General features: G+C 58.8%; 17 protein-coding genes and 1 tRNA gene. 13 read left to right on the top strand and 5 right to left on the bottom strand.

Annotated elements, in window-relative coordinates; genetic code table 11:
* Positions 1-385 precede the first annotated feature (385 nt).
* From H8A95_RS14060 to H8A95_RS14045, 4 genes are all read left to right on the top strand, one after another.
* A complete protein-coding gene (locus tag H8A95_RS14060; RefSeq protein ID WP_229183673.1) occupies positions 386-1,816 on the top strand; it encodes an MFS transporter in 1,431 nt (476 codons plus the stop codon).
* Between the two features lie 27 nt (positions 1,817-1,843).
* Positions 1,844-2,653 (top strand): trehalose-phosphatase, encoded by an 810-nt coding sequence (gene otsB / locus H8A95_RS14055; protein WP_229183693.1) that lies wholly within the window; start codon positions 1,844-1,846, stop codon positions 2,651-2,653.
* A gap of 213 nt (positions 2,654-2,866) precedes the next feature.
* Complete coding sequence (locus H8A95_RS14050) at positions 2,867-4,318, top strand: trehalose-6-phosphate synthase (protein ID WP_229183672.1); 1,452 nt, start codon at positions 2,867-2,869, stop codon at positions 4,316-4,318.
* Between the two features lie 934 nt (positions 4,319-5,252).
* Positions 5,253-5,342: transfer RNA gene (locus H8A95_RS14045), tRNA-Ser, on the top strand.
* 876 nt (positions 5,343-6,218) lie between these two features.
* Here H8A95_RS14045 and H8A95_RS14040 read toward each other — a convergent pair.
* Complete coding sequence (locus H8A95_RS14040) at positions 6,219-6,986, bottom strand: hypothetical protein (protein WP_229183671.1); 768 nt, start codon at positions 6,984-6,986, stop codon at positions 6,219-6,221.
* A gap of 331 nt (positions 6,987-7,317) precedes the next feature.
* On the opposite strand from H8A95_RS14040, the gene H8A95_RS14035 reads away from it, so the two are divergent.
* Both H8A95_RS14035 and H8A95_RS14030 read left to right on the top strand, forming a co-directional pair.
* Positions 7,318-10,716: a TM0106 family RecB-like putative nuclease gene (locus H8A95_RS14035; RefSeq protein WP_229183670.1), complete on the top strand. Its 3,399-nt coding sequence runs from the start codon at positions 7,318-7,320 to the stop codon at positions 10,714-10,716.
* A gap of 146 nt (positions 10,717-10,862) precedes the next feature.
* Positions 10,863-12,080 carry a phospholipase D-like domain-containing protein gene (locus H8A95_RS14030; protein ID WP_229183669.1) on the top strand — a complete coding sequence of 406 codons (1,218 nt, stop codon included), beginning with the start codon at positions 10,863-10,865 and terminating at the stop codon, positions 12,078-12,080.
* 350 nt (positions 12,081-12,430) lie between these two features.
* Here H8A95_RS14030 and H8A95_RS14025 read toward each other — a convergent pair whose 3' ends face one another.
* Complete coding sequence (locus H8A95_RS14025; protein ID WP_229183668.1) at positions 12,431-14,098, bottom strand: hypothetical protein; 1,668 nt, start codon at positions 14,096-14,098, stop codon at positions 12,431-12,433.
* Positions 14,099-14,266: 168 nt separating this feature from the next.
* Between H8A95_RS14025 and H8A95_RS14020 the strand changes: the two genes are divergently transcribed.
* The 4 genes from H8A95_RS14020 to H8A95_RS14005 all read left to right on the top strand — a co-directional run bounded on the left by H8A95_RS14020 (position 14,267) and on the right by H8A95_RS14005 (position 19,714).
* The gene (locus H8A95_RS14020; RefSeq protein WP_229183667.1) at positions 14,267-15,445 is read left to right on the top strand and encodes a phosphatase PAP2 family protein; all 1,179 of its coding nucleotides are present in this window, start codon (positions 14,267-14,269) and stop codon (positions 15,443-15,445) included.
* Entirely contained in the window at positions 15,442-17,571 is a 2,130-nt protein-coding gene (locus tag H8A95_RS14015) for a S8/S53 family peptidase (RefSeq protein WP_229183666.1), read from the top strand. Before H8A95_RS14020 ends, H8A95_RS14015 begins: the two co-directional genes overlap by 4 nt.
* A gap of 240 nt (positions 17,572-17,811) precedes the next feature.
* Positions 17,812-18,489, top strand: a complete 678-nt coding sequence (locus tag H8A95_RS14010) for a hypothetical protein (RefSeq protein WP_229183665.1) — start codon at positions 17,812-17,814, stop codon at positions 18,487-18,489.
* A 106-nt stretch (positions 18,490-18,595) separates the two neighbouring features.
* Positions 18,596-19,714, top strand: coding sequence for an alpha/beta hydrolase (locus tag H8A95_RS14005; RefSeq protein ID WP_229183664.1), 1,119 nt, complete (start codon positions 18,596-18,598; stop codon positions 19,712-19,714).
* Between the two features lie 572 nt (positions 19,715-20,286).
* Here H8A95_RS14005 and H8A95_RS14000 read toward each other — a convergent pair.
* From H8A95_RS14000 to H8A95_RS13990, 3 genes are read right to left on the bottom strand one after another with little or no spacing between them, the layout of a single operon-like run.
* Positions 20,287-21,183, bottom strand: coding sequence for a plasmid partitioning protein RepB C-terminal domain-containing protein (locus H8A95_RS14000; protein ID WP_229183663.1), 897 nt, complete (start codon positions 21,181-21,183; stop codon positions 20,287-20,289).
* A gap of 3 nt (positions 21,184-21,186) precedes the next feature.
* On the bottom strand, positions 21,187-22,065 hold the full coding sequence (locus H8A95_RS13995; RefSeq protein ID WP_229183662.1) for a ParB/RepB/Spo0J family partition protein: 879 nt from the start codon (positions 22,063-22,065) through the stop codon (positions 21,187-21,189).
* Positions 22,043-23,638, bottom strand: coding sequence for a recombinase family protein (locus tag H8A95_RS13990; RefSeq protein WP_274617415.1), 1,596 nt, complete (start codon positions 23,636-23,638; stop codon positions 22,043-22,045). Before H8A95_RS13990 ends, H8A95_RS13995 begins: the two co-directional genes overlap by 23 nt.
* Positions 23,639-23,713: 75 nt before the next feature.
* Here H8A95_RS13990 and H8A95_RS13985 point away from each other — a divergent pair, with 75 nt between their 5' ends.
* The 3 genes from H8A95_RS13985 to H8A95_RS13975 all read left to right on the top strand — a co-directional run bounded on the left by H8A95_RS13985 (position 23,714) and on the right by H8A95_RS13975 (position 25,371).
* Positions 23,714-24,082, top strand: a complete 369-nt coding sequence (locus H8A95_RS13985; protein ID WP_229183661.1) for a hypothetical protein — start codon at positions 23,714-23,716, stop codon at positions 24,080-24,082.
* Positions 24,083-24,688: 606 nt separating this feature from the next.
* Positions 24,689-24,898 (top strand): cold-shock protein, encoded by a 210-nt coding sequence (locus H8A95_RS13980; protein WP_229183660.1) that lies wholly within the window; start codon positions 24,689-24,691, stop codon positions 24,896-24,898.
* Between the two features lie 179 nt (positions 24,899-25,077).
* Positions 25,078-25,371: a hypothetical protein gene (locus H8A95_RS13975; protein WP_229183659.1), complete on the top strand. Its 294-nt coding sequence runs from the start codon at positions 25,078-25,080 to the stop codon at positions 25,369-25,371.
* Positions 25,372-25,492 lie beyond the last annotated feature (121 nt).

Genomic DNA, 25,492 nt, shown 5'->3' with positions numbered 1-25,492 from the left:
AACTAACCACCGTCGTCCTGGCGAAAGCCAGGACCCATACGCCGTGGCCCTCGCAAGGGGCAAGCGGCGAGTTGTCCATACACCAATCGACAGTGGTGGTAATGGGTCCTGGCCTTCGCCAGGACGACAGCATCAATCCAACTCGAACTGGTGCTTCAACGCGACCTTTCGGCGCGTTCCCTGTGACCGCGGTTCCTATGCCGCATTGCGGGAACCCTTGCTGGCCTGCGGCGTTGACATCGCGTGGCGGGCACTCCGTTTGCCGCAATTCCGAGAGAGCGAACCTTGGAACACGTCGTTCCGGGGCTTTTCTCATTGGTTCATTCTGATGACACAGCGGACACAATTGAGCTCTGCGACGACGCACGAGGCGGTGGCTCCAGCCATGCCCGGTGACGACCGCATCATAGAGACCTCGATTCCGCTGCGGCTCGACAATCTCGGCTGGAGCGGCTTTCACACCCGCGTCGTGCTGGCGCTCGGGATCACCTGGATTCTCGACGGGCTCGAAGTGACGCTCGCAGGCGCGTTGTCGGGGGCGCTCAAGGAGAGCCCGACGATGGGCTTCTCCAACGCCGATGTCGGTCTTGCCAGCAGCGCCTATCTCGCCGGCGCCGTGCTTGGCGCGCTCGGCTTCGGCTGGCTCACCGACCGGATCGGGCGCAAGAAGCTGTTCTTCATCACGCTCGCGGTTTACCTCTCGGCGACCGCCGCGACCGCGCTGTCGTGGAACGTCGCGAGCTACGCGCTGTTTCGCTTCCTCACCGGCGCCGGCATCGGCGGCGAATACACTGCGATCAATTCGACCATTCAGGAGCTGGTGCCGGCGCGCTATCGCGGCTGGACCGATCTCGTCATCAACGGCAGCTTCTGGATTGGCGCTGCGATCGGTGCGCTGAGCGCCATCATCCTGCTCGATCCCGCGTTGCTTGCGCCGGATCACGGCTGGCGCATCGCCTATTTCACCGGCGCGGTGCTTGGTCTCGTCGTGCTGTTGATGCGGATGTGGATTCCGGAAAGCCCGCGCTGGCTGATGATCCACGGACGCCCCGAAGAAGCGCACAAGATCGTCGCCGATATCGAAACCTCCGTGCTCGGTCGCGAACAGCCGAGCGAGGGCTTTGAGAAGATCAAGCTCCGGATGCGCGATCACACGCCGCTGCGCGAGGTCGCGGTGACGCTGTTCTCCACCTATCGGCAGCGCTCGCTGGTCGGGCTGACGTTGATGGCCGCGCAGGCCTTCTTCTACAATGCGATCTTCTTCACCTTCGCGCTGATCCTGACCGATTTCTTCGGCATCGCCGCCAGCAATGTCGGCTGGTACATCCTCCCCTTCGCCGCCGGCAACTTCCTCGGGCCGCTGCTGCTCGGCCGCCTGTTCGATACGCTCGGCCGCCGCACCATGATCGTGCTGACCTACGCTGTGTCCGGCGTGCTGCTGGCGCTGTCCGGCTATTTGTTCTCGATCGGCGTGTTCAGTGCGCAGACCCAGACCATCGCCTGGATGGTGATCTTCTTCTTCGCCTCGCCGGCGGCGAGCGCTGCCTATCTCACCGTCAGCGAGACGTTTCCGCTGGAGGTTCGCGCGCTCGCGATCGCGATCTTCTATGCGGTCGGTACCGGTATCGGCGGCGTGATCGGACCGGCGCTGTTCGGCGTGCTGATCGATACCGGATCGCGCAACAGCGTCTTCGCCGGCTACCTCTTGGGGTCGGCACTCATGTTGGTCGCCGCAGCCGTCGCATGGCGTTATGCCGTCGCGGCCGAGCGGAAATCGCTCGAATCTGTCGCGCGACCACTGGCATTTGTGGAGTAGACTATGACGAAGCATGACGTGGCCGAAATGCCTCTGGATGATGACATCGCACCTCGCGCGACGACCGACAGCGTGCCGGCGCCGGCATCGCTGATTCCGCCGCTCCGCCAGACCGCGGTGCTGCTCGACATCGACGGCACGTTGCTCGATTTCGCGCCGACGCCGCGCGAGGTCTGGGTGCCGCCGGAACTGTCGAACACGCTGAAGCATTTGCACGAGCGTACCAACGGCGCGCTGGCGCTGGTCTCTGGCCGCTCGCTCAACGACATCGATCTGATCTTCGCGCCGGACGTGTTTCCCGCGATCGGCGGCCATGGCGCCGAGATGCGGTTGCAGCCGGACAGCGAGGCGGTCGCCGCACATGCGCCGCCGCTCGACAAGGAATTGAAGCGCCGCCTTGCCGCGATCGCAAAGCTCAGCCCCGGCATTCTGCTCGAAGACAAGGGCTATTCGCTGGCGCTGCATTATCGGCTCGCGCCGCAGGCGGAGAAGGCGATCTATGAAGCGGTGTCGCTAATCCGCGCCGAACTGCCGAATGCGCCGATCGAGGTGCTGCCGGGCAAGAGCGTCTGCGAGATCAAGCATTCCGGCTTCACCAAGGCGACCGGCGTGCTCGAACTGATGACGCATGAGCCGTTCAATGGACGCCGTCCGTTCTTCATCGGCGACGACGTCACCGACGAGACGGTGTTTGCGATCATGCCGGACTTCAACGGTCTGTCATTCTCGGTCGGCCGTCGTGCACTCGGCGTCGACGGACATTTCGGCGGGCCGAGCGATGTGCGCGCGTTTCTCGCACACCTGCTCGACGATGATAGGGACGTCAGCCTGTCCTAACCAAATCATCTGCACCGCACGTTGCGCCACGCACGGCCGAATACGGTTGTTTTGCGTCGTAGCGTGCATCTCGCGTGAATTTTTCTTTTCGCGAGTTCCCGCGAGTTCCCTATCCCTTTGCCAGAATTTGGTTTCATTTGGGAGATTCCTTGATCAGGAACCATCTTGATGAATGGTTGTTAATACGCGAGTTGACCAACAGGAGGGGACCTGGTGAACCTCGTCGTCGTATCGAACCGCGTCTCACGCGGAAAACCTAACGAACCCATGACGGGGGGCCTTGCAGCGGCATTGTTGCCGGTGGTGGAAAAGACAGGGGCAATATGGGTTGGTTCCAGCGGACGGGTCCGCGACGGGAACCACAAGGAACCTTTCGCTGAAGTCGAAGCTCTCGGTGCGGGCGCGCTGGCGATGCTCGATCTGCCGGCCGCGCATTATGGCGGCTACTACGAAGGCTTCGCCAATTCGGCGCTGTGGCCGGCGATGCATTCGCGCGCCGATCTGATTCGCGCCTCGCACGAGGACTACACGAGCTATCGCGAAGTGAACGCGTTCATGGCGCGCGCATTGCTGCGCTTCCGCAAGCCCGATTCCGTGTTCTGGATCCAGGATTATCACTTCCTCGCACTCGGCGCCGAATTGCGCGATCTCGGCGTGACGCAGCCGATCGGCTTCTTCCTGCACACGCCGTGGCCGGCGCGCGCGGTGATCGCGGGCGTGCCCAATCATCGCGAGCTGATCGAGGCGATGCTGTCCTATGACCTGATCGGCTTCCAGACCGATGAGGACTGCGAGAATTTCCTCAGCTACGTGCGGAACGATCTCGAATTCGAGGTGCGTGACGGGGTGATCAATTCGTCGTTCGGCCGCACCCGCGCTGCGGTGTTTCCGATCGGCATCGATCCCGGCAAGTTCGCGCAGCAGGCAACCAAGGCGATGACGCATCCCGACGTCACGCGGTTGCGGCGTAGCCTCAACGGCGAGAAGCTCGCGATCGGCGTCGACCGGCTCGATTATTCCAAGGGGCTCGTCAACCGCATCAAGGCGTTCGACAAGATGTGGTCGCTGCATCCGAACCTGAGACGTTCGGTGTCGCTGTTGCAGATCGCAACGCCGTCTCGTGGCGCGATCGAGGCCTACGGCAATCTCGCCAGCGAGGTGGCGAAGCTCGTCACCGACGTCAACGGCGTGCATGGCGAGGTGGACTGGACGCCGATCCGCTACCTCAACAAGGGGTTTGGCCAGGGCGTGCTCGCAGGGCTCTATCGCACGGCGCAGGTCGGCGTGGTGACGCCGCTGCAGGACGGCATGAACCTCGTCGCCAAGGAATATGTCGCCGCACAGAACCCGGCGGATCCCGGCGTGCTGGTGCTGTCGAAATTCGCCGGCGCGGCGAACGAGCTCGACGCCGCATTGCTGGTCAACCCGCACGACATCGACGGCATGGCCCGCACCCTGGCAACCGCGCTCGCGATGCCGCTGACCGAGCGGCGGATGCGCTGGGAAGCGATGATGGAGAAGCTCAACAGCGGCACCATCCAGCAATGGTTCGCCGATTTCATCGAAGCGCTGCAGGATACGCACAGTGCGGGGAACGCGGCGCTGCCGGAACCACCAACCCTGTGGCCGCGCCGCACCGCGGATTTTGCCGCGCGCTATCACTGAGCGAACACTGAATGTGGAGGATGGGTAAGGCGCATGGCGCCGTGCCCACCTCGGTGCGGCGCGATCGCAATGGCGGTAACGCCGGCAGCCTCGCCAGTTTCGGATTCGAGTATCAAGCAGCCGGGCACTCGGTGTCATCACCCGCGAGGGCATACGCCGGTGATCCAGTATTCCAGCGACGGTGGAGCTTGAGCCGAAATGTCGCGGCTTCTTCCGGGCGTCGTCCGTGCGAAAGCAGGGACAGATACTTCGCGGCCCGTGTAGCGAACCGGATTCGTCGTTCCACCGTCTATCAATGATAACCGTCTGTGGTTATGGGTCCCTGCTTTCGCACTAGTGCATGCACATATCTTTCGGAGTCTTTTCAAAGACTTGGTCTAAGACCACAGAGAAACAACGCGTTCTCGTTGGCGCGCATTAGCCGAATTCCATCATCGCGGACCAGGTAAGTGCTTGATCAAGATTCGGTTTTTCGACTCGAAAAGATATGTGCATGCACTAGTGCTTTCGCAGGGACGACGGCGAGGGTGTGGCGCGATCTGTGAATCATGCAACCGCATTCTCGCGGCAGGTTTCGCCCGAGCTTCGCATTTCGTCTGGCCGCTCTGTTCGCAGAGGGCGCGGGGAGCCCGGTGCCGATCGCACCCACGGGCCCCGAGCAAAGGAAGAGATCTCGGGGGTAAAGCCGCGTGCCCCGAGGTGCGCAATTGCGCACCTGGGCGTGACGAGGATCGATGGATCGACCGCGTGGTCTGATTTGCGCCGGTCTTTGACCGGCCACCGACCAAAATCGCGCGTAGCCGCAAACAAGGCGGCGCGGTCCGGCTGATGCCGCCGCCAATTTACCCAATATTTTCAATCAATTGGGGAAATTTCGTGCTCCGGCCGCGCGCCCCTTGCAAAATCCGCCCCGTCCCTTCAAGAGAGGCCTCCCGGAGAGATGGCCGAGTGGCTTAAGGCGCACGCTTGGAAAGCGTGTGTGCGGGAAACCGTACCGTGGGTTCGAATCCCACTCTCTCCGCCACCGCGCCCTATCATTTCGTACCTCAAGACGGAGACAGGTCCGAAAACTCGGCCGTTTTCATGCATTTTCTCGCGCTGGAGAATGTCGGCCGTACTAAAAATGAGCCGTGAATAGGCCTGGAGAATGCGTTTTTCTCCGAATCCTAGAACGCCGGAAATTGGTACGGTACGGCATTTCGCGAAAGACAAAGCCCTCATAAGGGGCCGGTTTTGAACCTCTCTCGCTCAACCAACTAAAAATCCGCCGTCTGCGAGTTCGATCCCTGCTTGCACAGCCCGCAGTCACTCGACCTAAGATTGCCGTCGATCGGTAGGTCAATTGCCTACATTACACGAGCATTTTACGAATCTCGGCACTAGCGTTTTTGAGTTTGTCACGTCTGCTCTTCTTAAGAGAAGCAGATGTGATGCCGATGTTAGGCGTGAGTCTGCAGATGACCCGAAGCGGACGCGTTCGTTCATGAAAAAATGAGCTCTTGCCCGTATTCCTCTTCTTGCACACGGACGATTTCTGGCGCGACTACGAAGCCTATCAGCCTATCGCTCAAAAGGTGTGCAGTTTCCGGGAGGAGCCGCGCGTGGATCCCTGCAGAATCGCGGGCCGCTGCACCACACGACACTCCCGCGGTGCACAACTACTAATGGGTGCGTTAAGGAGCGGCCTTTATAGCTTTAGCGATCGTCACGTCCAACTCCGAGCGAAACTCCGCAAGTTCGTGATCTCGAAGCTTTTGAAAGAATACGTTGAAGCTCTTAGGACAGAGCATATTGAATTGATACCGGGAAGAGCTTCCTTCTTTCTCGAGCCATTTGTTCAGCCTGTTGAAGTGATCAGCAGCGTACTCTGCCTTCTTCACATTATCTGGGGCCGGATCGGCTATTTCGTCATCACCCTTTCACCTACGGTCTGCGAGAGTTTCTCGAACAGTGTGGTTTCGTCCCACCGTTGCACTGGACCGGCCCGCTTTCGAGCGGTCGCTTGTGTCTGGCCATACACGGTTGGTACAATCGTCTTGAGATCTTTGCTGGCAAACTGACGGAGTTCGATGGCCAGTACCTCTGCAGGGTCCATCTGCTCATTTAAAAACTCGACGATGCGCCGCAGTTCGATCGGAATTACGTCTGCGACAAAGAGCAACCTGATCTTCTTGGCCTGAAGGTTGGTTCTCACGCGCTCCCAGAAGTCGCTGACGCCATCATCCGTTCCTAAGAGCTCGCGGAGTGCCGCATCAGACTCGCGCCCCAACTCTCGGCAAGTTTTCTCGAAGCCCGACTGTAGAGTTTCGAGCGACCAATAGGTGATGCAGTTTGCTGCGTAGTCTAGCATTTGGCCGACAACTTCACGTCGAAGCCGGCTGTCGGTCTGTCGCTTTATCTCGACTAGCGTTGGAATGCCGTCCTGGTCCAGAAACACATGATCGATCGACCAGAGCGACGCTCCAACTTCCCCCGTTGAAATTGATTGCTCGCGCTTGACCAGAATCCAGCGTCTGGGGTTCTGAGGATCAACCTGATCTCCGACCAACAATTCTGGAAAACGGGATAACAGCCGCTGGAAGTCATCTTCGCTGGCGAATTGACCGGGCTCCATCGGGACCAGCGAGTGCTCGCCTTGCAATAAGAAGACCCCTGAACTTTGCGTCATATGCTTCCCCGGTTAAAAATGGAGAGAGGGCCAGAACTCAAGCGGTTAGGCAAGCTCAACCTTAAGACGAGGCGGTTTCCGCTTATAACCCTTAACCCGGCACCGCTGGTGCTGCCGAATGATTGCCAGAGCGCATCTCATGTCATTGGCATCGGCGCGGCCCTCCTCGCCGGACGCCGTCAGGTATGCCGCGCCTTTGAGGAGGCTGAGCCTGGCCGGATCAATTCGCGCCTTGCGTGTCTCAGCCCTCCCTTTCGCGCCGGCCTAAAGGCCGGTATCGTAGTTACGAAAGCCGCGTCCCTAGGGCTCCGGCAGCAGTCTAGGGGGAAGGATGCAAAAGTACGGTGGGGCGATCGTCTTCAGCACTGGCGACCTGATTGGGCACCTGAATTGTCGTTACCTCACGTACCTCGACCTCAAGGTCGCGCAGGGCGAACTGGCCAAGCCAAAGCTCCGCGATGATCCGACCCTTGATGCGCTGGTGGAGCGCGGCAAGACCCATGAGCAGGGCTTTGTCGACCATCTCGCCGAGCAGGGCGGGACCGTCACCGTCATTGCCGGCGTTGGCATCGATGAGGCCTCGGTTACCCAAACGCGGCAGGCGATGACGCGCGGTGACGCGGTGATCGTTCAGGCGGCATTACGGGATGGCCATTGGAGCGGTCGAGCCGACGTGCTGCGACGGGTCGAGACACCAAGCGGTTTGGGCGCCTGGACATACGAGGTCACCGACACCAAGTTGGCCCGCGAGACCAAGGGCAACACGGTCCTCCAGCTCAGCCTCTACTCGGACCTCTTGGCGACTTTGCAGCAGAAGGTCCCGGAGACGGCCCATGTCGTCACTCCCGGGACGGAGTACCTGCCGGAGGCCTACCGTGTGGCCGATTTTGCGGCGTTCTACCGACGCGTCAGACGAAGCCTGGAGACCTTTGCGGCGGCGCCCCGGCCTGATGGTCTCTATCCCGACCCGGTCGAGCACTGCGAGGTCTGCCGATGGCGCGAGCCCTGTGCTTCGAGGCGGCGCGCCGACGATCACCTGTCATTTGTCGCAGGGATAGCTAAGACCCAGATTGAGGAGCTGGTCCGGCGAGGTGTGGGCACCATGGCAGAGCTCGCCACGCTACCCATCCCGCTGCAATGGCGGCCTGATCGGGGCACTGCGCCGAGCTACGAGAAGATGCGCGAGCAGGCGAGACTTCAGGTCGAGGGACGCAGGGCGGGCCAGCTGCTTCACGAGACGCTGCCGTTGGTCGCTGAATTTGGCTTGTTCCGGCTGCCTGAGCCTTCGCCCGGCGATATCTTTTTCGATTTCGAGGGCGATCCGTTCGTGGACGGCGGGGGGCTCGAGTTCCTGTTCGGCTATCTTTATGCCAATAAAGACAGCACGGACGCCTATGTTGGCGATTGGGTGACGACAAGGCAGCATGAACGGGCAGCGTTTGAACGCTTCATCGACTTCGTCACAGAGCGGCTGACCAAGCACCCCGGTTTGCACATCTATCACTTCGCGCCCTATGAGCCGGCCGCGCTAAAGCGGCTGATGGGGCGGTACGCCACGCGAGAGGACGAGGTCGACAACTTGCTCCGGGCGGGCGTGTTCGTGGACTTGTACGCTATTGTCCGGCAGAGCATCCGCGCGAGCGTCGAAAGCTACTCGATCAAGAAGCTGGAGCCGCTCTATCGGTTTGACCGCACCGTCCCGCTGATCGATGTCGGCGGCGCCATGGCGCGGGTGCAGGCCAGCCTTGAATTGGCCGACGCCGATGGAATTGACCCAGGCGATCAGGCCGCCATCATCGGCTACAACCGCGACGACTGTGCCTCGACGCGGGCCCTGCGGGACTGGCTTGAGGAGGTGCGGGGCGGCTTGATTGCGCAGGGGCAAACGATCAGTCGACCGCAGCCGAAGGCCGCCGAGATCAGCGAGGATCTAAGTGCCTGGAAGCGCCGGGTCGCCGGACTTGTGGCGCGGTTGACCGCCGACGTCCCGGACGACGTGGCCGAACGCAGCGATGAGCAGCAGGCGCGCTGGTTGCTGGCCCACCTGATCGACTTCTTCGGCCGCGAGAACAAGGCAGTCTGGTGGGAGTATTTCCGGCTGAGCGACCTCTCGGCCGAGGATCTCTTGCACGAGCGCGCCGGGGTGGGAGAGCTGACTTTTCTTGGCGCTGTTGGCGGGACGGTGAAGACGCCGATTCATCGCTACAGGTTTGCGGTCCAGGAGACCGATGTCCGCCCCGATGACGATTTGAAAAGCGTTGGTGGGGACAAGTTTGGCAGCGTCGTTGCGATTTCCGATGACGACAGAACAATTGACATTAAGAAACGACAGGACACGGCAAGCTTTCATCCCGAAGCCGTGTTCGCGCACAAGTTCGTCGGCAATCAGGTTCTTGCAGAATCGGTCTTCCGAATCGGCGAGCATGTGGCGGATAAAGGGATCCTCGGGCCGGGCACCTATCGTGCTGCTCGCGATTTGCTGCTCAAAGTCGCTCCACGTCTTCGTGGGCAGGTATTAGAGCAAGCTGGGGAGCCGCCGCTCGTAGCCGCGCTGCGCGCTGCGCTTTCGCTGGATCAGAGCGTTTTCCCGGTGCAGGGGCCACCGGGGGCCGGTAAGACTCATGCCGGTGCACGCATGATCTGCGCGCTTGTGCGCGACAATCGGACGGTTGGCGTCACAGCCAACAGCCATAAAGTCATTCGACATTTGCTTGACAAATCGCGGGAGGCTGCCGCCGAGCAGCGACTTCCAATTCAGTGCATTCAAAAGGTCAAGGATGATCCGACCTCGCTGCCGGGACTCCGGCAGACGACCGAGAATCCAGATTTTATCGACGGGCTCAGCAACGGTTGCCAGGTCGGCGGTGCCACCAGCTGGTTTTGGGCGCGTCCGGACGCGTCGGGCATTGTGGATGTTCTGTTCGTCGACGAAGCGGCGCAAATGTCACTGGCAAATGTGCTGGCCGTCTCGCAGGCGGCCGAGAGCATCATCCTCCTGGGCGACCCAAGGCAGCTTGAGCAGCCGATCCAGGGGAGCCATCCGGACGGCGTCGCGACATCGGCGCTTGACCATGTCCTGGGCGGGCACGCAACGATCGAGGCCAGCCACGGACTTTTCCTTGGGGAAACCTGGCGCTTGCACCCCGACATCTGCGCTTTCACGTCGGAGCTCTTCTACGAAGGCCGGCTTCGCTCGCACGCGGGATTGGAGCGGCAGGAGATCAGATCATCGAGTCCTGTAAATGGGGTCGGCCTTCGTTACCTTGCCGTCCAACATGTAGGTAACCAGAATTCGTCTCCCGAGGAGGCCGATGAGATCAAGAGGCTCGTCGATGAAATTCTCAGCAGCAACGCGAGCTGGGTCGATGGTGCAGGGAAGGAAGCCGCCCTCAGGCTAGAGGACATCCTGATCATCGCTCCCTACAACGCGCAAGTCTTCGAACTTCAGGAGCGATTGCCCGGCGCGCGCATTGGCACGGTTGACAAATTTCAAGGACAGGAGGCGCCGATCGTAATTTACTCGATGACCACCTCGACTCATTCGGACGCGCCGCGGGGAATGGAATTTCTATATAGTGCGAACCGCCTGAACGTGGCGACTTCGCGTGCGAAGTGTATCTGCGTAATAGTCGCCTCTCCGCGCCTGTTTGAAGTCGAATGCCGAACACCGCGCCAAATGCAGTTGGCTAACGCTTTTTGCAGATATCTGGAGTTGGCGTCGGTGCTCTGATCCACGACAATTCGCGGTTGATGGCGGATGTGCTGACCGCCAGGCTGGTCGTGCGCCCCCTCTCCCCGCCTGCCTGTCATTTCCCCGATTTCACCTACGCCCCACTTACAAGAAGCTCGAAAAAACCGAAGCGATGAGATCGAACCATGAATGTGCGATTTATTGCTCTTGACCCGCGAAACCGAGCGCAACCAGATTTAGATAATCTGCTGTCCCATGGAACGGATCAATTGGCTATCGCGTGTGCTTTTCTGACACCGGGCGGAGTTGAGACGCTGAAGCGACATGCCGCGCGGCTGAAACAACCCAATTCCTTCGTGGTTGTAGCATGGGACACTCCCACCAGTCTCGACGCCTTAAACGAGCTGCACACATTCATCCCCGGCAAGCTATATGTTCATTTGGGATCGCTGACGCCGGTCGAGCGTGGCGTAGGACCGGGACTCATGCATTCCAAAGTATTTTTCGCCAGAGCCGGAGAGCAGTGCCGGCTCTGGACGGGCAGCCATAACTTGACCGCCTCCGCCATGCAGGGCGTTAACTGTGAAGCGGCGGTTCTGATCGAGGGCAATAGAGGTGAGGCCGTGTTCACCGACGCGCTAACGCATCTAAACCAGTGCCGCGCGGAGGCAATGCTTTTCGATCCGCTTAATCCGCCACCACCCTTGACACCCCAGCAGACGTTGGTGATCCACGCGGAATGCCACACGGTCTTGAAACCTCATCCGTGGTTCGTGCATCTACTGCCGGACAACACAGACTACGACAAAGCGATGCGACCGCCGGCTGCGGTATGGCTTTATCTGTATGATCGTGGGACGCTTCAACCTGGAACTCGCCGTCCATCTGCCGTTGCAGCCTATTCTGGCACTCTTACCGCTTTGAATTTCACCGAACGCCATCCTCGGTATCGCGGTATTTCTGCAGACTGGAGTGCTGCTGATTACGTCGTTGAATTTAAGGGTGGGATTCCATGTTTGACGGAGCCTGCTCCACATAGGATCACTCCCTCGCAAGGTATTTTGCGGATGGAGACAAAAGAAACTACGGACACTGTGTGGCTGACGGAGAGTCCGAAGCCGGCTCTGGAGAGAGTTGTGGGTGAACAGCATCTTTCTCAAATTGACCCGGAGTTTCGGCAATTCTTCACGACGAAGTCGTTGAGAGAAAACCAATTGCTGCATCAACAGTATCGAAGTGTAAGGACGGTCATCCGCATTCCGAGAAAGGAAATGGGATTCGTCGAGCCAGCTCAAATATTGACTCGTCTCGAGGCGCCGGCGAACGTCGAGATTGTCATCGACGAAGGATTGGAAGCGGAGGACAGATTCGCCTTCATTTATCGCGCGAAGTACCGCACATGATCCCAGCCCGAGCCCTCGGCTGCCAGACTGCTTCTCACTGGGGGGTGGAAGGCTAGACAGCTTACGTGGGCTCGCGATCGTGGGGTGAGAAGCCGTTGTCAGGACTTGCTCATTCGGCCAAAGGCCGAGTTCTTCCATAACAATGGATATGCGAATGACCGTCATTATGAATAGGCCCAACGTCGCTTCTGGCGTGCTGTAGCGCCAGCAACGGAGCTTCTGGAGTCTTTGGCCGATGGATCTGACCTGACAGAGGCCAGCGGAGCGGGCGGGGAGGGGCGGTAGGCGCGCGTGTCAGGTAAACCGTGACGGTTCGTCGAATGGCCTGATGCGGTCGTCTCGTCCGGTGCTTAAATCTGTCTGGCTGGTAGCGAGTCGATGATCGAAGTTCGATGCAGACCAGCAGCGGGATAAGCCTTGTCGCGCAGCTTGTCGTAGGAGAAGTCAGGCTCGTTGGCCCGCAATTTCCTGACCATCTCGAAAGAGAGATCGTGCTTGCCTTCGTGCGCATAGAGTGCCGAAAGGTAACGCAAGGGCGGCGCGAAGGTCGGCGCCAGCGCGTGGCTGGCTTCCGCCAGATGGACGGCCTTCTCGAGTTCGCCCGCCATCGTCCCCGCGATACAGCTCAACGCATCCATCTGGTATCTGAATGGCGCCGTTCCGGCGATGGTGCGGGCAAGCAGCGTATGATGGAAGCCCTCCTCGGGTTTTCCGAGATAGCTCTTGGCGATTCCAAGACATGCCCAGCCGATCGGATTGGCGTGGTTCAACTGGATGCTCCGTTCGGCCAGTTCGTACGCCGCGACGTAGGACCGCCGCATCAGGGTCTGAACATGCGCGCTCAGGCCAGCGACATAAGAATTGTGAGGCTCCAGTTCGAGAGCGCGATGCATGAAATCGAGGGCCTCGGCTTGCAGGGTCTGACGGCAACTAAATTGTCGCTCGGCAAGCAGAAAAGTCCTCAGATAGGCCCGCCACGCCAGATAGATCCCGCGTGATTCGATGTCGAATGCGGTGGCAAAGAGCTTGTCGGCCGTCACAAAGTTGATCTTGCCGAGCCGGAAGAGATGCAGAATGCCCGAATAGCAGAGCTTAGACGCCACTTCGGCGTCGGGGCTTTGCGAGCGGAGCCTGATGAACTGATCGATGGCGACGTTGACGACCAGATTAACGCATCGCATGACATCCGCGTTGTTCAAGTCCAGCGCCTGCGATCCGGATAGCTGCAGCGTGGACGACCACGTCAGGATGTTTTCCGGGCGCTGCCGCAATGCGAGGCGTACGATTTGCATCGTGTTGGATCCGAACACGTCCGAATGTAGCGAAAGTGTCTTACCCGAAGCCGCGTCCTCAGCGCCGCAAAGCGGGTCTTTCGTGCCCCGACAATCGATGACTTCGGCAGCGCCGAGTTCAGTCATGGTTTTTGCGATCGAGTCGATCAGGCTGTCTGCCAGCACTGATGCGTCGAGCGGTCCGGAGGTGGATCCTCGAACCAGTACGACCCGGTTCCGTGAGATCGAACATCTGCGCTCTGTTTCATTGAGGACAACGCCAGCAGAGCGATCGAACCCTGCTGCGCGCGTCGCTAGCCGATCGCTAACACTCTGACGTTGTGATCGAAGCCAGTCCTCGAAGCCATCTTCGCCAATATCGAGCCCCTCCAGCAACTCGCCGCAGTCGTTGGCGTTTGAGGTAAGATCAATATCCGTTTCAAACGAAGTCGGATCGAGCGCCAGCACATAGCTGTCCGCAAAAAGCAGGCCACGGGAGCTTCCAAACGCCTTCCGTATTTCAGACAGGCTTTGGCGAAGACTCGCCGCGCCCTGCTCCTTGCCGCGGCTGCCCCAGAGCTTGTCCTGAATCCAGACGCGTGACCGCTTGTTTTCAGGCGACAGCGCCAGCATTGCTAGCAGGGCGCATGCCTTCCGTCCCCGCGGGGTGCAATCTTCACCGGTCGATTTGATGATTTTGAGCGGACCAAGTAGCTGCAGGCGTACCTTGGCTGTTGAACTGCCCATGGATCGCTCGTGATGGTTCTACCGTGTCTTCGTCATCTTCTCGCAAAGGTAGCGCAAGACATCCCTCAACTATCGAGTGAAAGCCTGTTCCGTACACCTGTCAACGTGAAATATGCGTGAAATTGCGTCATTTCGAACGCGGTTGGCTTGACCGATTGTGGCTCCGAAATGAACATCGCCACGTACCTGAGGTTGTCCATTGGGGTTTCCGAGGAGGCGAAAATGGCACGGATGAGCGGCGAGAGCGGCGAGAGCGGTGAAAGCGGCGAAAGTGGTGAGAGCGGCGAAAGCGGCGAGGCTGGGCGTTCCGGTTCGTTTACGGCTGCAAGAGCTCTGGTCTCCAGTCGAGAGGGCGTGGTCGGCATGTGGCAGGCCCTCACGGCCACTCCCGTCAACTACAAAGCTGAACCGGCCGCACTGGATCGTTGGTCGACGCCCGTGCGTCTGCGAACGCTGACAGCCGAACTGCTCTCCGGAATCTATTACGACGGCGCGAAGGAGTCGGTCTCGGTTGAGTATCGCGATCGCACTGCCGTGCATCCGCATACGCTGATCCACATGATCCGGCCCACCGAAGCCGATTTCGTCAACCAACTGGTGTACGTGAACAATTATGCGGCGCTGCGGATGGAGCGCAGCGGCGAGATCATGACGGAAGCAACAGATATCCTGTCGTTTCTCGGCTCGATCGGTTTTTTGCATCCAGATCGGACCCGGCGAACTTTCGAGCTTCTGACGTTGGTGCTGCGCGCTATCGGACCTATCGAGATGCGCGTCAAGCATGCACTAGCCTGCCGGCGACCGGTCGAGTACTCGCCACAGATTCAACCGATGATTCCGACGCCGGGGCACGGCTCGTTGCCGAGCGGGCATGCGACAGAGTCGTTCGCAGCGGCATTCGTGTTCTACGCGTTGATTACAAAGGTCAAGACCGGACGTTTCGAGGTTAACCCGGCCGATCAAACTTTCATCCAGCTGATGCGAATTGCCGAACGGATCGCCATCAATCGGACGGTAGCAGGCGTTCATTTTCCGGTCGATAGTGTCGCGGGCATGACACTCGGCCTGACCATCGCCGAGTTCTTCATCGCTCGCTTTTGCGGCGGTGGCCGCCTGAGGACTCGCACATTCGACGGTCGCGGATTCGAGGGAGACTTCCGCTACGATGATATCATTCCGATATTCGTCGAAAAGCGCAGGGACACTGGGCGGAGGAACGAAGGTGGAAGAAATGTTGTTGAAGATGCTGGCTCTCGAGCGCAGCAATCGCCGGAGCTGAATTACCTCTGGAGCCAGGCAATCACTGAATGCGAATTGATGATTGGTAGCGTGGAAACGACGCGATGAGGTTGACGTGGAGAAAGGCGCCCTGCGAACGGCCCGATCCCTATCTGGATTGGGAGTTTCGGACGCGGCGCGAGCCCAACCCGGATCCGTGGTGCTCCGTGCAAATCCAGATCGGTCCGCTGGACGACGCGCTGGCGAGCCTTCTCAAGCTCCAAAGTGCGGTTCAAGAGGGCCGTGTGCCGGGTGATGATGCGCCATCCGGGATCCGGACCATCCGCATGAGCGATGACGAGCGGAAGTTGCTGCAGGGCTGGATTGGTGCGCTGGGAGGTGCCACGCCGCCCGAGATAGACAAGATCGATATGCAATTCTTCATCTATCGTCAGGAGTCGTTCCTTTATCTCCACGGCGAGTTCAACGATCCCGCGTTTTATCAATCTCTCTTTGCAGGGCCGCCGATCGTCGGTCTGCAATTCAACGACTTTAACGAGGTACCAAAGCCAACGACGTTTCCACATAATCTAATAACAGCCCAGGCTGTCGCAATCGGTATTATCGATGATGGAATCGCTTTCGCTCACGAGCGATTCCGTGGTCCAGATATGAGTTCGAGAGTTGGGGCGATCTGGCTGCAGGAGACGGAGAAGCGAGATCCGACCGACGATAGTGTTGTGTTCGGCCGGCTTATCACGAAAAGTGCGATCGACGCCGATCTGCGAATTTGTAAGAGCGAAGACCAGATCTACCGGAAGGTCGGGGTCACCAATTTCGGCATCAAGGGGAAATATGCGTACAATCCGCTGGCGGAGCGGACTACGCACGGCACCCATCTTCTTGATCTTGCTGCGGGAGGCCTTGTTGAGCGGCCGATCCTCGCCGTGCAACTGCCATCGGTCGCGACGATCGACACGTCGGGACTGACGATGGGAAGTTACGTGCTGCAAGCGGTCCGAATGATCATGATCTGGGCTGATCACCTCAAGGAAGACAAGCCCCCGGTGCCTCTAGTCATCAATTTCAGCTACGGCCTCTTGGCCGGTCCCAAGGACGGCAGTCAGTATCTCGAAAAGGCGTTAGCCGACCTGGTTCATCACCGCAACAAGCGCCATCAGAACCCAAATCTGACCCGCCTGGTCATGCCGGCCGGCAACAGCTATCGAACCCGGGCCGCCGCAAAACTGGAGCTTGGGAAGGAAGTCCAGCACCTCGATTGGGTGATCCGCCCCGACGACGGCGCAACGAACTATGTCGAAATCTGGCTCGACACCGGTGCTGAAGGCAAGCGGGGAGGGGCGCCGGTGGAGGTCTGTCTGACCGCGCAAGATGAGAAGACGAGCCACCCCATTCGGCCAAGCGTAGGTCACCTGCATCAGGCGACGATCGGCAGTGGGCCGATCGCCGGGGTATTTTTCCAGCGCATTCAGCACGGCAAGACGGTACGAGAACGCATTCTTCTCGCCGTCAATCCGACGGTGCGAAACGACGACAGCCGTGAGCTCGCACCTTCGGGCCGCTGGAAACTGTCGATCAAGAATCTGACAAAGAACAAGATCACCGCACACGTCTACGTCCAACGCGACGATACGCCGTTTGGTTACCCGCGGCGCGGCCGCCAATCCTATATCGATCACGCCGGCGCTTACGAGAGCGATCCAAAGACCGGCGACTATCGGCTGCAGGCGGAAGGTTGTCCGATCATCTATGCGGAGACGCTCTCGTCTATCGCAACCTGCTCGATGACTAACAGCGATCACGTTATCGTGGTCGGCGCCGCCCAAGCCTCCGAAGACTTTCCTCCTTCCGACCACGCTCCTCCCGCCGACTATACGTCGAGCGGACCCACCAAAGGTCGACGAGGCCCGGATTGCGCCGCCTTTGCAGATGAGGGCGACGCGCTCTGGGGTATGTTGGCCGCGGGTACCTTCAGCGGATCGGTCGTCAAGCTGAGCGGCACCAGCGTCGCCGCGCCGCAGATCGTGCGGCAGGTTGCAAGCCAATTGCCGGCGATGGCCTACCCGGCGTCGGCCAAATCCGCTGCGTCGGACACCGCCAGCTCAGATTCGACGGACACAGACGTCACGGTTCGCGTCGATCCACCCGACCCCCGGCTCGGGAAATACATCTTCCGGCCCGCTTCTGACGGACATATTCCGAAGCGGCGATATCCGGCGGTGAAGGAGCCGTAGGTAACTCGCCCCCGCCGTTCGAATTGCGCGCCGCATCGCTAGCCACGCCGCATCTACGCACGACCCCAAAATCGATCGACAGTCAGCATTCATGGTCAATTGTACACAACGATGACTTCCACATCGTCGACTTTTTTTACGACAGACTTGCGCTGAACTTGCGTCCAACTCACGACGTCCATGCATGCTTTTTCCCACGCTTGCAATTATGCAGCGTCAGAACTGCAAAGGAGAAAAGGCATGGCTGAGAAAGACGATCTTCCAATCAATTTCGCTGAAGCTCTCCAACAGCAGAGCATGTTTGCCGTTTACGGCGTTCCCATCAAGGATGCGTCGCTCGGCGACTTCTCCCGTCTAGTGTCGCCGGGGTTGACGCGGTTGGCGCAGATAAAGGCCTACGCTGTCGGCGATTTTTGTGTGCGACTTCCAAAGCCGGTCGTGATGCTTGTACCGGGCGACGGGATTCCCACCTCCGATCCCTGCGCTCGGCCCAAGGAGCTGAAATGGTCGGTACTGCCAGCAGACAAGACCGTCGCCATGTCCATGTCGACTGGAACCTTCAATGACGTTCTGGACGATGTGGCAACAAAGGGGATCGACGGCGGTTTGACGCTGGAGAATCCGCGGATCCAAGACGGCAAAGCCTGCGTAGACATTCACGCCTGGGCAAAGATCGAGATTTTTGGAGCGCATGTAGATTTCGATCAGCGCATTCCCGTCTGCATTCCGCTCGAAGGATGCCAGACGGTCTACGACGTCGGCTGGGCGAACGTGCAGGTTTGTTTCCGAGCGCCCAACCAGATTTGCGCCAAGCTCTGCATCGGAAAGTGGGGTTTGTCAAAGTGCTGGGAATATTGCGTGCCGGTGCATCTCGTCACTGCAACTGCCGCGAAACCCTGCAAGTGTCACAGCGAATAGCCGAACAAAGTAGTTTGGCGGCCAGCGCAAGGTGGCCGCCAAGCCTGCAGGATCCCCGAAAGTCCTGCCGCCTCAAGTGCGGCACTCAAACACCAGGAGAAACAGCATGAGCGACCAAGTTCGCGTCCGATTCGCCACGAATCGAAATCCTGTCCCGGGGCCCAGTCTGTTCGGGCCAAAGTACAGGGACAACAACCCGAAGCACTACGTCACGGGATCCATCGAGGTTCGCCGACTGTCCAACCTCCCGGATACCGGTTGGGTGCCCGATCCTAATTCGGTTCAACTCGATTCACCGATCGACGCGTCGGTGTTTCAACCGACCACGCAAAATCGCAATGACATCGCGACGTTCGCGCGCGATCGCCTTGCCGCGGAGCTCGCATCAACCGCCACTTCACAGTATGGCCTGATATTGCTGCCGGGCTTCGACTCGACCTTTATGGATTCGATGAGTCGTGCAGCGCAGGTCATGTCAAACTACAAGGCGGGAGACATCTTCTGTTTCTCATGGCCGTCACAGGGCAAGCTGGACTTGGCGAGTTACAAAGCTGATCGTGATGCGGCCGCCAAGTCCGCCAATGCTGTCGCCGACTCGCTTCGCAGGTTGTTCGCCATTCTCAGAGCACTCAAAGGCAATCTCCCGATCTTGCACATCGTCGCTCATTCGATGGGAAACTATGCACTTCAAAACGCTGTGCAGCTGATACCCGCGAAAGAACGTAGCGCCCTGTTATTTGAAAGCGCGTTTCTGATGGCGGCCGACGTCAATTACGACGCCTTGTCCAAGGCCAACGAACTGAAGCCATTGATCACGCTCGCCAAGAAAGTGCTTGCGTACAAGAATGGCGGCGACCTGGCGCTGTCGCTATCCAGCAGTATTCTTATCAACAATTACCCTCGCTTGGGCCAGTGGGGGCCGCGCGATCTCGGCAAGCTTCCCAAGACCGTCAACTCGGTGGATTGCTCTGACGTGGGATCAACCCAGGGTGACAACGGCGAGTCCCACTACGGACATCAGTACTACCGCTTGTCGCCCTGGGTCCTGAACGATGTCGTTCAGGTTCTGGCTGGGATACCGGCCAACAAAATTGCAGGCCGCCTTCCCGCGATTCCCGATGAAGGAGGCCGCGCTTGGTGGATTCCGTATGATTCAGGGTCTACATCTCGGGGCCGCGGCAAGCCGGGCAAAAGCAAGGGAAAGCCGGCAAGACGGAAGAAGTGAGCTGAGGTTGGTCCGGCGGCCAGCGGGTATGGAGGCGGCCGTTCGGCCGCCTCTCTATCTCCTCTTGGAGCGGCCAATCCGCGCTTCACCCGAAACCCGCGCGCCGCACGCAAGGGCTTTTGAGCATCGATGCGTCGCTATGAGACGCGCTTCTGATGCCTGGCCGGAATCGAAGAAAGCCGACAAGTTGTGCGTTGAAGTCTGCTGAGGGGCCACCTAATTATTACTTACGGTCCTTCTCACTTTTTGCCGCGTAGGTTGATGGCCGCGATAAAAGCTGTGCCGCGGCGGCGGGTTCAAGTTCGCAACTACTGATCTCATAAGTTGCCTTACATTCTAGGATTTAGCGCGACGCCGCACGTTGGCTGGATTGCGGCGCTCAGGTCTTTTGACTACTCGCAACGGACTTAGCTAGGCTGACCGATTTACGGCGGCCGGCGCAAAGCGGACGAACACATGACAACACTCCGATCCTTCGTGTGATCAGGGTATCGACTTTCCCGGGTCCTTCCATAACGCGCAATACGCGAAGGCGGCCAATTTGATTAAAGGCTGCCGAACAGGGCGGCCCGTTAGGCCCCGGTCGCCTCGGATTCCGTGATCCGCTGGAATTCAAACAGCAGCTCCTGGAAGTGCTTTGCCAGATAGCCAACGACCTTGCCGTTGCGCAGGAGTTTTGAGACGTAGCCAACCGCCAACACCAGATCGAGATGGTCGGTGCCATAGGTCTGTTCGGCGACCTTGAACTCACGGGCGAGCGACGCGGATTCCCGTTCCATCAGTGCAACTTGCTCGTCCGACAGCCCCTTGGGCTGGCGCGGTATGTAGCCGGCCGCTAATTGACCGCGTGGGGTCGCCACCACCAGCGAACGCACATAGCTATTGGAGAAATTGTTCATCGCGATCATCAGCTCCGCGGCCTCGATCTGCCTGATCGGGGCCAGTTTGCGCAGCTCTGAAAACGTATTGAGGGTCAGATGTTTCTCCTTGAGCAGCTCAACCGCCTCGGCGCAGATACCATCCAAGAGTTTGCGGCGTCGACGGATGCTCGCGACGTCGACATTGAGTGCTTTTGCGATCCGCGCCTCCGAGACGCCTTTCTCGATCGCTTTGAGGATCATGCGATGTTCCTGAATGATCGCAATGCGGTTGACCCGCTTGTTATAGGTGAAGGCCTCGTCTTCGGTCGACACCAGACATTCGATCTCCACCAGGCCGGAATCCTTCAAGACCTCTAGCCGGAGATGACCATCGAGTAGCAGAAATCTGCCACTTGCGTCCCGGCTCCTCGCCACGACCGGCGGCTCGACCAGTCCGATTTCGGCGATCGAGGCCGCGATCTGGCGGTATTTTGCAGAGCGCTTGATCTCGTCCGACACGAGTTTGAGGGGCTGGATGTCGGCAAGCCGGACGGCGAGCGTGCGCTCCTCGAAGCTCATCCGAACAGCAATGTGAGGCCGGCGCGCCATGGCTCATCCCTGGCCGTTCAGGCGAACCGCGAGGTTCTTTGGCAAGGTATCGAGCTTTTCACCCTCCAAAATCGCTAGAAAGTCTGGCTCGATGAGGAGCTTCCGTAAGGCCTCAAGGATGAAGACCAGCCGCGCCTTGGTATTGTTGGATTTGCGCACCAAGACGCGCTTACGGTCGACGTCTTGCCGGTAGGCACGCAGCAGGGCGTTTGAGCTGATCGGGCCATCGTCGGTCCGGCGTGGGCCGGTCTTATATCCTTTGCCGCGCCGCCGCCGCTGCTCGATCAATTTCTTGGCCGCGAGCAAGCGCTGGCCGCGCAATAGTTTCTCCTCATAGGCGTGTTGCAAGACGTTCTGGACGTCATTGTCTTCGGCCTGGGAAATCAGGACGGCGATGCTGACCGGCAACTGCCCGGCCTCGACCGCGCGCAACAACCGCTGTTCGCCACTCTCCAGCAAATTGCTCACGCCCCTGACATATTCGACGGTAAGCCCCGTCTTGCGGGCAATGTCGTCGAACTCATATCCCCTCTGCCGCAGACCGTCGATATCGTGGAGCAGGTCAATTGATCGATGCTGGCGTCTGGCGCAGTTCTCGACCAAGCTCATGATCGCGCTGTCCTCATTGGTCGCGTCGACGACGATGGCAGGTATGTCGCGCTGCCCGAGGGCCTGGTAGGCTTCCAGCCGCCCCTGACCGCAGACGAGGTCGTAGCGCTGCTCGCCATCACACGCCTTCCGCCTCACCGTGATCGGTCGCTTTAGCCCCAGTTCGGCAACGCTGGTGACAATCTCCTTGAACACACGTCGGTTACGAGCCCTTGGGTTCACCACATCGATTGCGCCGATCGAAATCACCTCAATGGATTGAACCGAGCCCATAACTGACCTCCATTAGTTGCGAACGAGCAGCAAGCTCAAACAGCGTATCCAGGGTGTCGAAGCGGTATGCATCCAGCGCCAAACCATTGTCTTGGGCGAGCGAAGCACGCGAGTGCTCAATCTCGAACCGCGGCAAGAGATAGTAGTCGAGGATGGCGCTGTTCATCTGGTTCATGCGAATTGCGACAGTGATATCGGGCCGGAGGCCCGCATCGAACCGGACTTTCCACCGATGTGAGCCGGCCACCGTCTCCTGCGCACGAACCAAACATAGCGAGGCCGTGAATTCGTCATTGACTGAAAGCAAGTCAGTCTCGGCGTTCTGATCGATCGTGCCGCCAATCTCCTCGATGCCGCGAATCGCTGTCTCAATCAGGTCGGGATACATCCGCCGCAGTGCCCGGTTGATCTCAATATAACGGTAGTCCCGCTCTGGGCTGAAACCGATCAGTTCATATGCCCGGATAAGGCTTCCAAAACGGGAACGGTAGGCGCTGCTCGACGGCCCAAACTCTAACTCATCAATGATGATGCCGGACAAATAGCCGTGCTTCTCGAGCAGGCCCCGCAGCAGGTCCAGCAATTCTTCATCGGAATAGGTCTTGGCGCGATCGTTGATGATCGTTTGTGCTGCCTGGAAGGTCTCGTCGTCGACAATCGAGTCGAACGCTTTGTCGTGCCGAATCCAGTGCTCGGGTGGGTTATGCACCCGGTGACCCTTCAGCTTGCAGGAGCAGCGGTTCCAGACATTGTTGCCGACATATTTTTCGTTGATCAGGATCTGGTGCACCGTAGCCCTACTCCAAGGGCGACCGAGATCAGTCAGGATGCTTCTGTCGTTGAGGTCGGTCGCGATCTCGCGCTCGGCTTTGGCGTGATGCACGAAACTATCGTAGATAAAGCGGATGGTCTCGATTTCTTCATCCGGGCCAGGAATTAGGATGATGCGATCGGTCTGGATGCTTTTGTGTTCACCGCGAACTAGTTCTCCTTTGGGTACACCATTCTGATCAATTAATTGTCGCCTCAGCCCGAAGCCGGCCGGCCCGCCTTGACGATAGCCAAGTTCGATCAATCGGCGCTGCCCAGCAAAAACCTTAACGGATAGCTCGCGGCTGTATTCGCCGGCCATCGCCCGCTTGACACCCTTCACAATGGTCGAAACAGGGCTGCCATCATTCTCGAACTGTTCGGCGCAATAGCGCACCGAGATGCCGGCTCTTTTGCAGATGTATTCGTAATAGGCGCTTTCATCAGCATCCTGAAAGCGGCCCCAACGACTGACGTCATAAACCAGAATTGTCGAGAAGACTGCCGTGCCGTTTTGCACATCTTCGATAAGCTGCTTTAACGCGTCTCGATCATCTAGGTTCAAGCCGCTCTTGCCGCTGTCTTCGTAAGTCTTCTGTATCTGAAAGCCGTGCCGAGCGGCATATTCCCGAATCGCCTGTGATTGATTGGCGGTTGAGTACTGTTGATGGTCGGTCGACATTCGCACGTATTCCGCTGCAAGCGGCCGCGGTTCGTTGCGCGCTGCGGAAGTTGGTAAGTTCGATGATTCGAAGATGGTCATGACCGCCCCACTAACGTCAAGAAGGGGTGATGATCTGTCAGAGACGACGAGACTATAGGCATCTCTGGCGGAAAAATGCTTCCTAAAGCGGGTAGATCTCTTCCGGTAGATTTTGAGGCGTTAGCCGCCGATTACGCGCTGTTTATCGCAGAAGTTCTTCGCTCTGAGCTGGGTGATACCCGTCAAGCACTTAAGCTGCTCATCCGATGGACGGGTGCTAACGAGCGAACGGCAAAAAACTGGCTGGCGGGTGTTAATGGCCCGAGCGGGGAACACTTGCTAAGTCTCATGAGGCATTCAGATGGAGTATTTGAATGTGTTGTGAAAGCGTCAGGACGTCGGCTGGTTCTGTCTGATAAAAAGCTCGTTCAAGTTCGAGAGAGCCTGGAAGCGACAGCGGCCCTTCTGTCCGATCTTATCGAACCAGCCGATACCAAGCATTAGGCCGATTCTGGGCCGCGTTCGAGAGCCGCGAAACTTTGCTGCGCATGATGTGCTGCCGTGTGCGGCTGGAGAGAGGACGGGCCATGCCCCACGTTTCGACTGAAGATCGCGGCGCGTTCCGTGTCATCATCTGCGCAAACGCCACGTTCGGCCCCATGACGGCCGCCGGCTCGGCCGAAATGTTTGATGCAGTCGCGGTTGTAGGAGAAAACCCATCGGTGCGGGTCATAGTCATCACAGGCGGCCTGCGGAAATAGCGAGGGCCGAATTGCCTTCAAGAGCAGACTTCAAAGGTGATTAAGCAAATGCTCGCTAAGGGCCAGGAGGAGACATCCGGTGACAAGCAGGGTCGCGCCAAAGCATTCAGCGGGAGCGCTCGCAGATGCCCTGAACGAACTGGACCACGCTGACGCGTGGCTGGCTTTCTTCTTGAAGTCTGTCAACTGCTAGTGTATTGTTAAGTATCGATACTGGCCGAACAACTGTTCCGCTTTCGCCTCAAATCCTGACGGCGCGCACGTTTCAGACATTCTCCATCATCGACTAACCGGACAACTGGCCGCAACTTCGCGCGCCAGGTCCTGCGCGCATAAGAAGGAAAACCTGATGAACACCGGTACAGTGAAGTGGTTTAATAGCCAAAAGGGCTTCGGCTTTATCCAGCCATCCAACGGCACCAACGACGTCTTTGTTCACATCAGCGCGGTCGAACGCGCCGGTATGGGAACTCTGAGCGAAGGCCAGACGCTATCTTATGACGTCGTGGCAGACCGTCGTACAGGCAAGTCCGCTGCCGACAACCTTCGTGCTGCTTAGTTAAGAGCACGACAGACCTGTCGCTCTAGCCACGGATGTACTGGTAGAGCTTGCGGTCCTGCCCCGCTCCCGAGTTATCGGGGCGGGGTTTTTCATTCAAGCAGGTAAAAAGATCGAAAAGCGGGCGCCTACTGCAGCCTCCTCGACTGTTGCGCCAGTGCCCGGTGGACTACGTCAGCATGTTCACCAGCCGCATCGGGAACGTGATTCCTCAGTGCCAAGCAGGAGATCCAATGAGCATAGTAAAACGCCATCTGGCCGAGCAAGAAGAACGCATGGTCCTGATCGAGGAGATATGTATCGATACAGGAGCGCTTGTCTTGGATACTGTCACAGACGAAGTCTACTTCTCCGCGGACGAAGCGGCTTGCAAGAACGCATACGTCACGGTGTTTCAAGCCTGGGCGAAGGGCACGATCAAGGGCACAGCGGAGCAGATATTCGAGGCAACAAAGTCCATTCTTGAAGACTAGCGAGGCCGCCGATCGAGCCGTAAACATCGAGGAAAATATGTCATACGCCTATAAGTTAAATGAAGAGGTTCGGCACCAAGCTCAAGGTCCCCAAGGACGCGCCGCAACTGAACTGCCAAGG

The organism is Bradyrhizobium oropedii (assembly GCF_020889685.1).
In the GTDB taxonomy this organism is placed as follows: Bacteria; Pseudomonadota; Alphaproteobacteria; order Rhizobiales; family Xanthobacteraceae; genus Bradyrhizobium; species Bradyrhizobium oropedii.
The sequence above is the reverse complement of the archived record's forward strand: the minus strand, read 5'-3'. Positions and strand labels throughout refer to the sequence as shown.

Coding starts and splice junctions, on each gene's coding strand:
- H8A95_RS14010 (WP_229183665.1), top strand. CDS start 17,812: ATGGCTGAGAAAGACGATCTTCCAATCAATTTCGCTGAAGCTCTCCAA.
- H8A95_RS13990 (WP_274617415.1), bottom strand. CDS start 23,638: ATGACCATCTTCGAATCATCGAACTTACCAACTTCCGCAGCGCGCAAC.
- H8A95_RS13995 (WP_229183662.1), bottom strand. CDS start 22,065: ATGGGCTCGGTTCAATCCATTGAGGTGATTTCGATCGGCGCAATCGAT.
- H8A95_RS14030 (WP_229183669.1), top strand. CDS start 10,863: ATGAATGTGCGATTTATTGCTCTTGACCCGCGAAACCGAGCGCAACCA.
- H8A95_RS13985 (WP_229183661.1), top strand. CDS start 23,714: ATGCTTCCTAAAGCGGGTAGATCTCTTCCGGTAGATTTTGAGGCGTTA.
- H8A95_RS14020 (WP_229183667.1), top strand. CDS start 14,267: ATGAACATCGCCACGTACCTGAGGTTGTCCATTGGGGTTTCCGAGGAG.
- H8A95_RS14025 (WP_229183668.1), bottom strand. CDS start 14,098: ATGGGCAGTTCAACAGCCAAGGTACGCCTGCAGCTACTTGGTCCGCTC.
- H8A95_RS14015 (WP_229183666.1), top strand. CDS start 15,442: ATGAGGTTGACGTGGAGAAAGGCGCCCTGCGAACGGCCCGATCCCTAT.
- H8A95_RS14035 (WP_229183670.1), top strand. CDS start 7,318: ATGCAAAAGTACGGTGGGGCGATCGTCTTCAGCACTGGCGACCTGATT.
- H8A95_RS14060 (WP_229183673.1), top strand. CDS start 386: ATGCCCGGTGACGACCGCATCATAGAGACCTCGATTCCGCTGCGGCTC.
- H8A95_RS13975 (WP_229183659.1), top strand. CDS start 25,078: ATGTTCACCAGCCGCATCGGGAACGTGATTCCTCAGTGCCAAGCAGGA.
- H8A95_RS14040 (WP_229183671.1), bottom strand. CDS start 6,986: ATGACGCAAAGTTCAGGGGTCTTCTTATTGCAAGGCGAGCACTCGCTG.
- otsB (WP_229183693.1), top strand. CDS start 1,844: ATGCCTCTGGATGATGACATCGCACCTCGCGCGACGACCGACAGCGTG.
- H8A95_RS14000 (WP_229183663.1), bottom strand. CDS start 21,183: ATGGCGCGCCGGCCTCACATTGCTGTTCGGATGAGCTTCGAGGAGCGC.
- H8A95_RS13980 (WP_229183660.1), top strand. CDS start 24,689: ATGAACACCGGTACAGTGAAGTGGTTTAATAGCCAAAAGGGCTTCGGC.
- H8A95_RS14005 (WP_229183664.1), top strand. CDS start 18,596: ATGAGCGACCAAGTTCGCGTCCGATTCGCCACGAATCGAAATCCTGTC.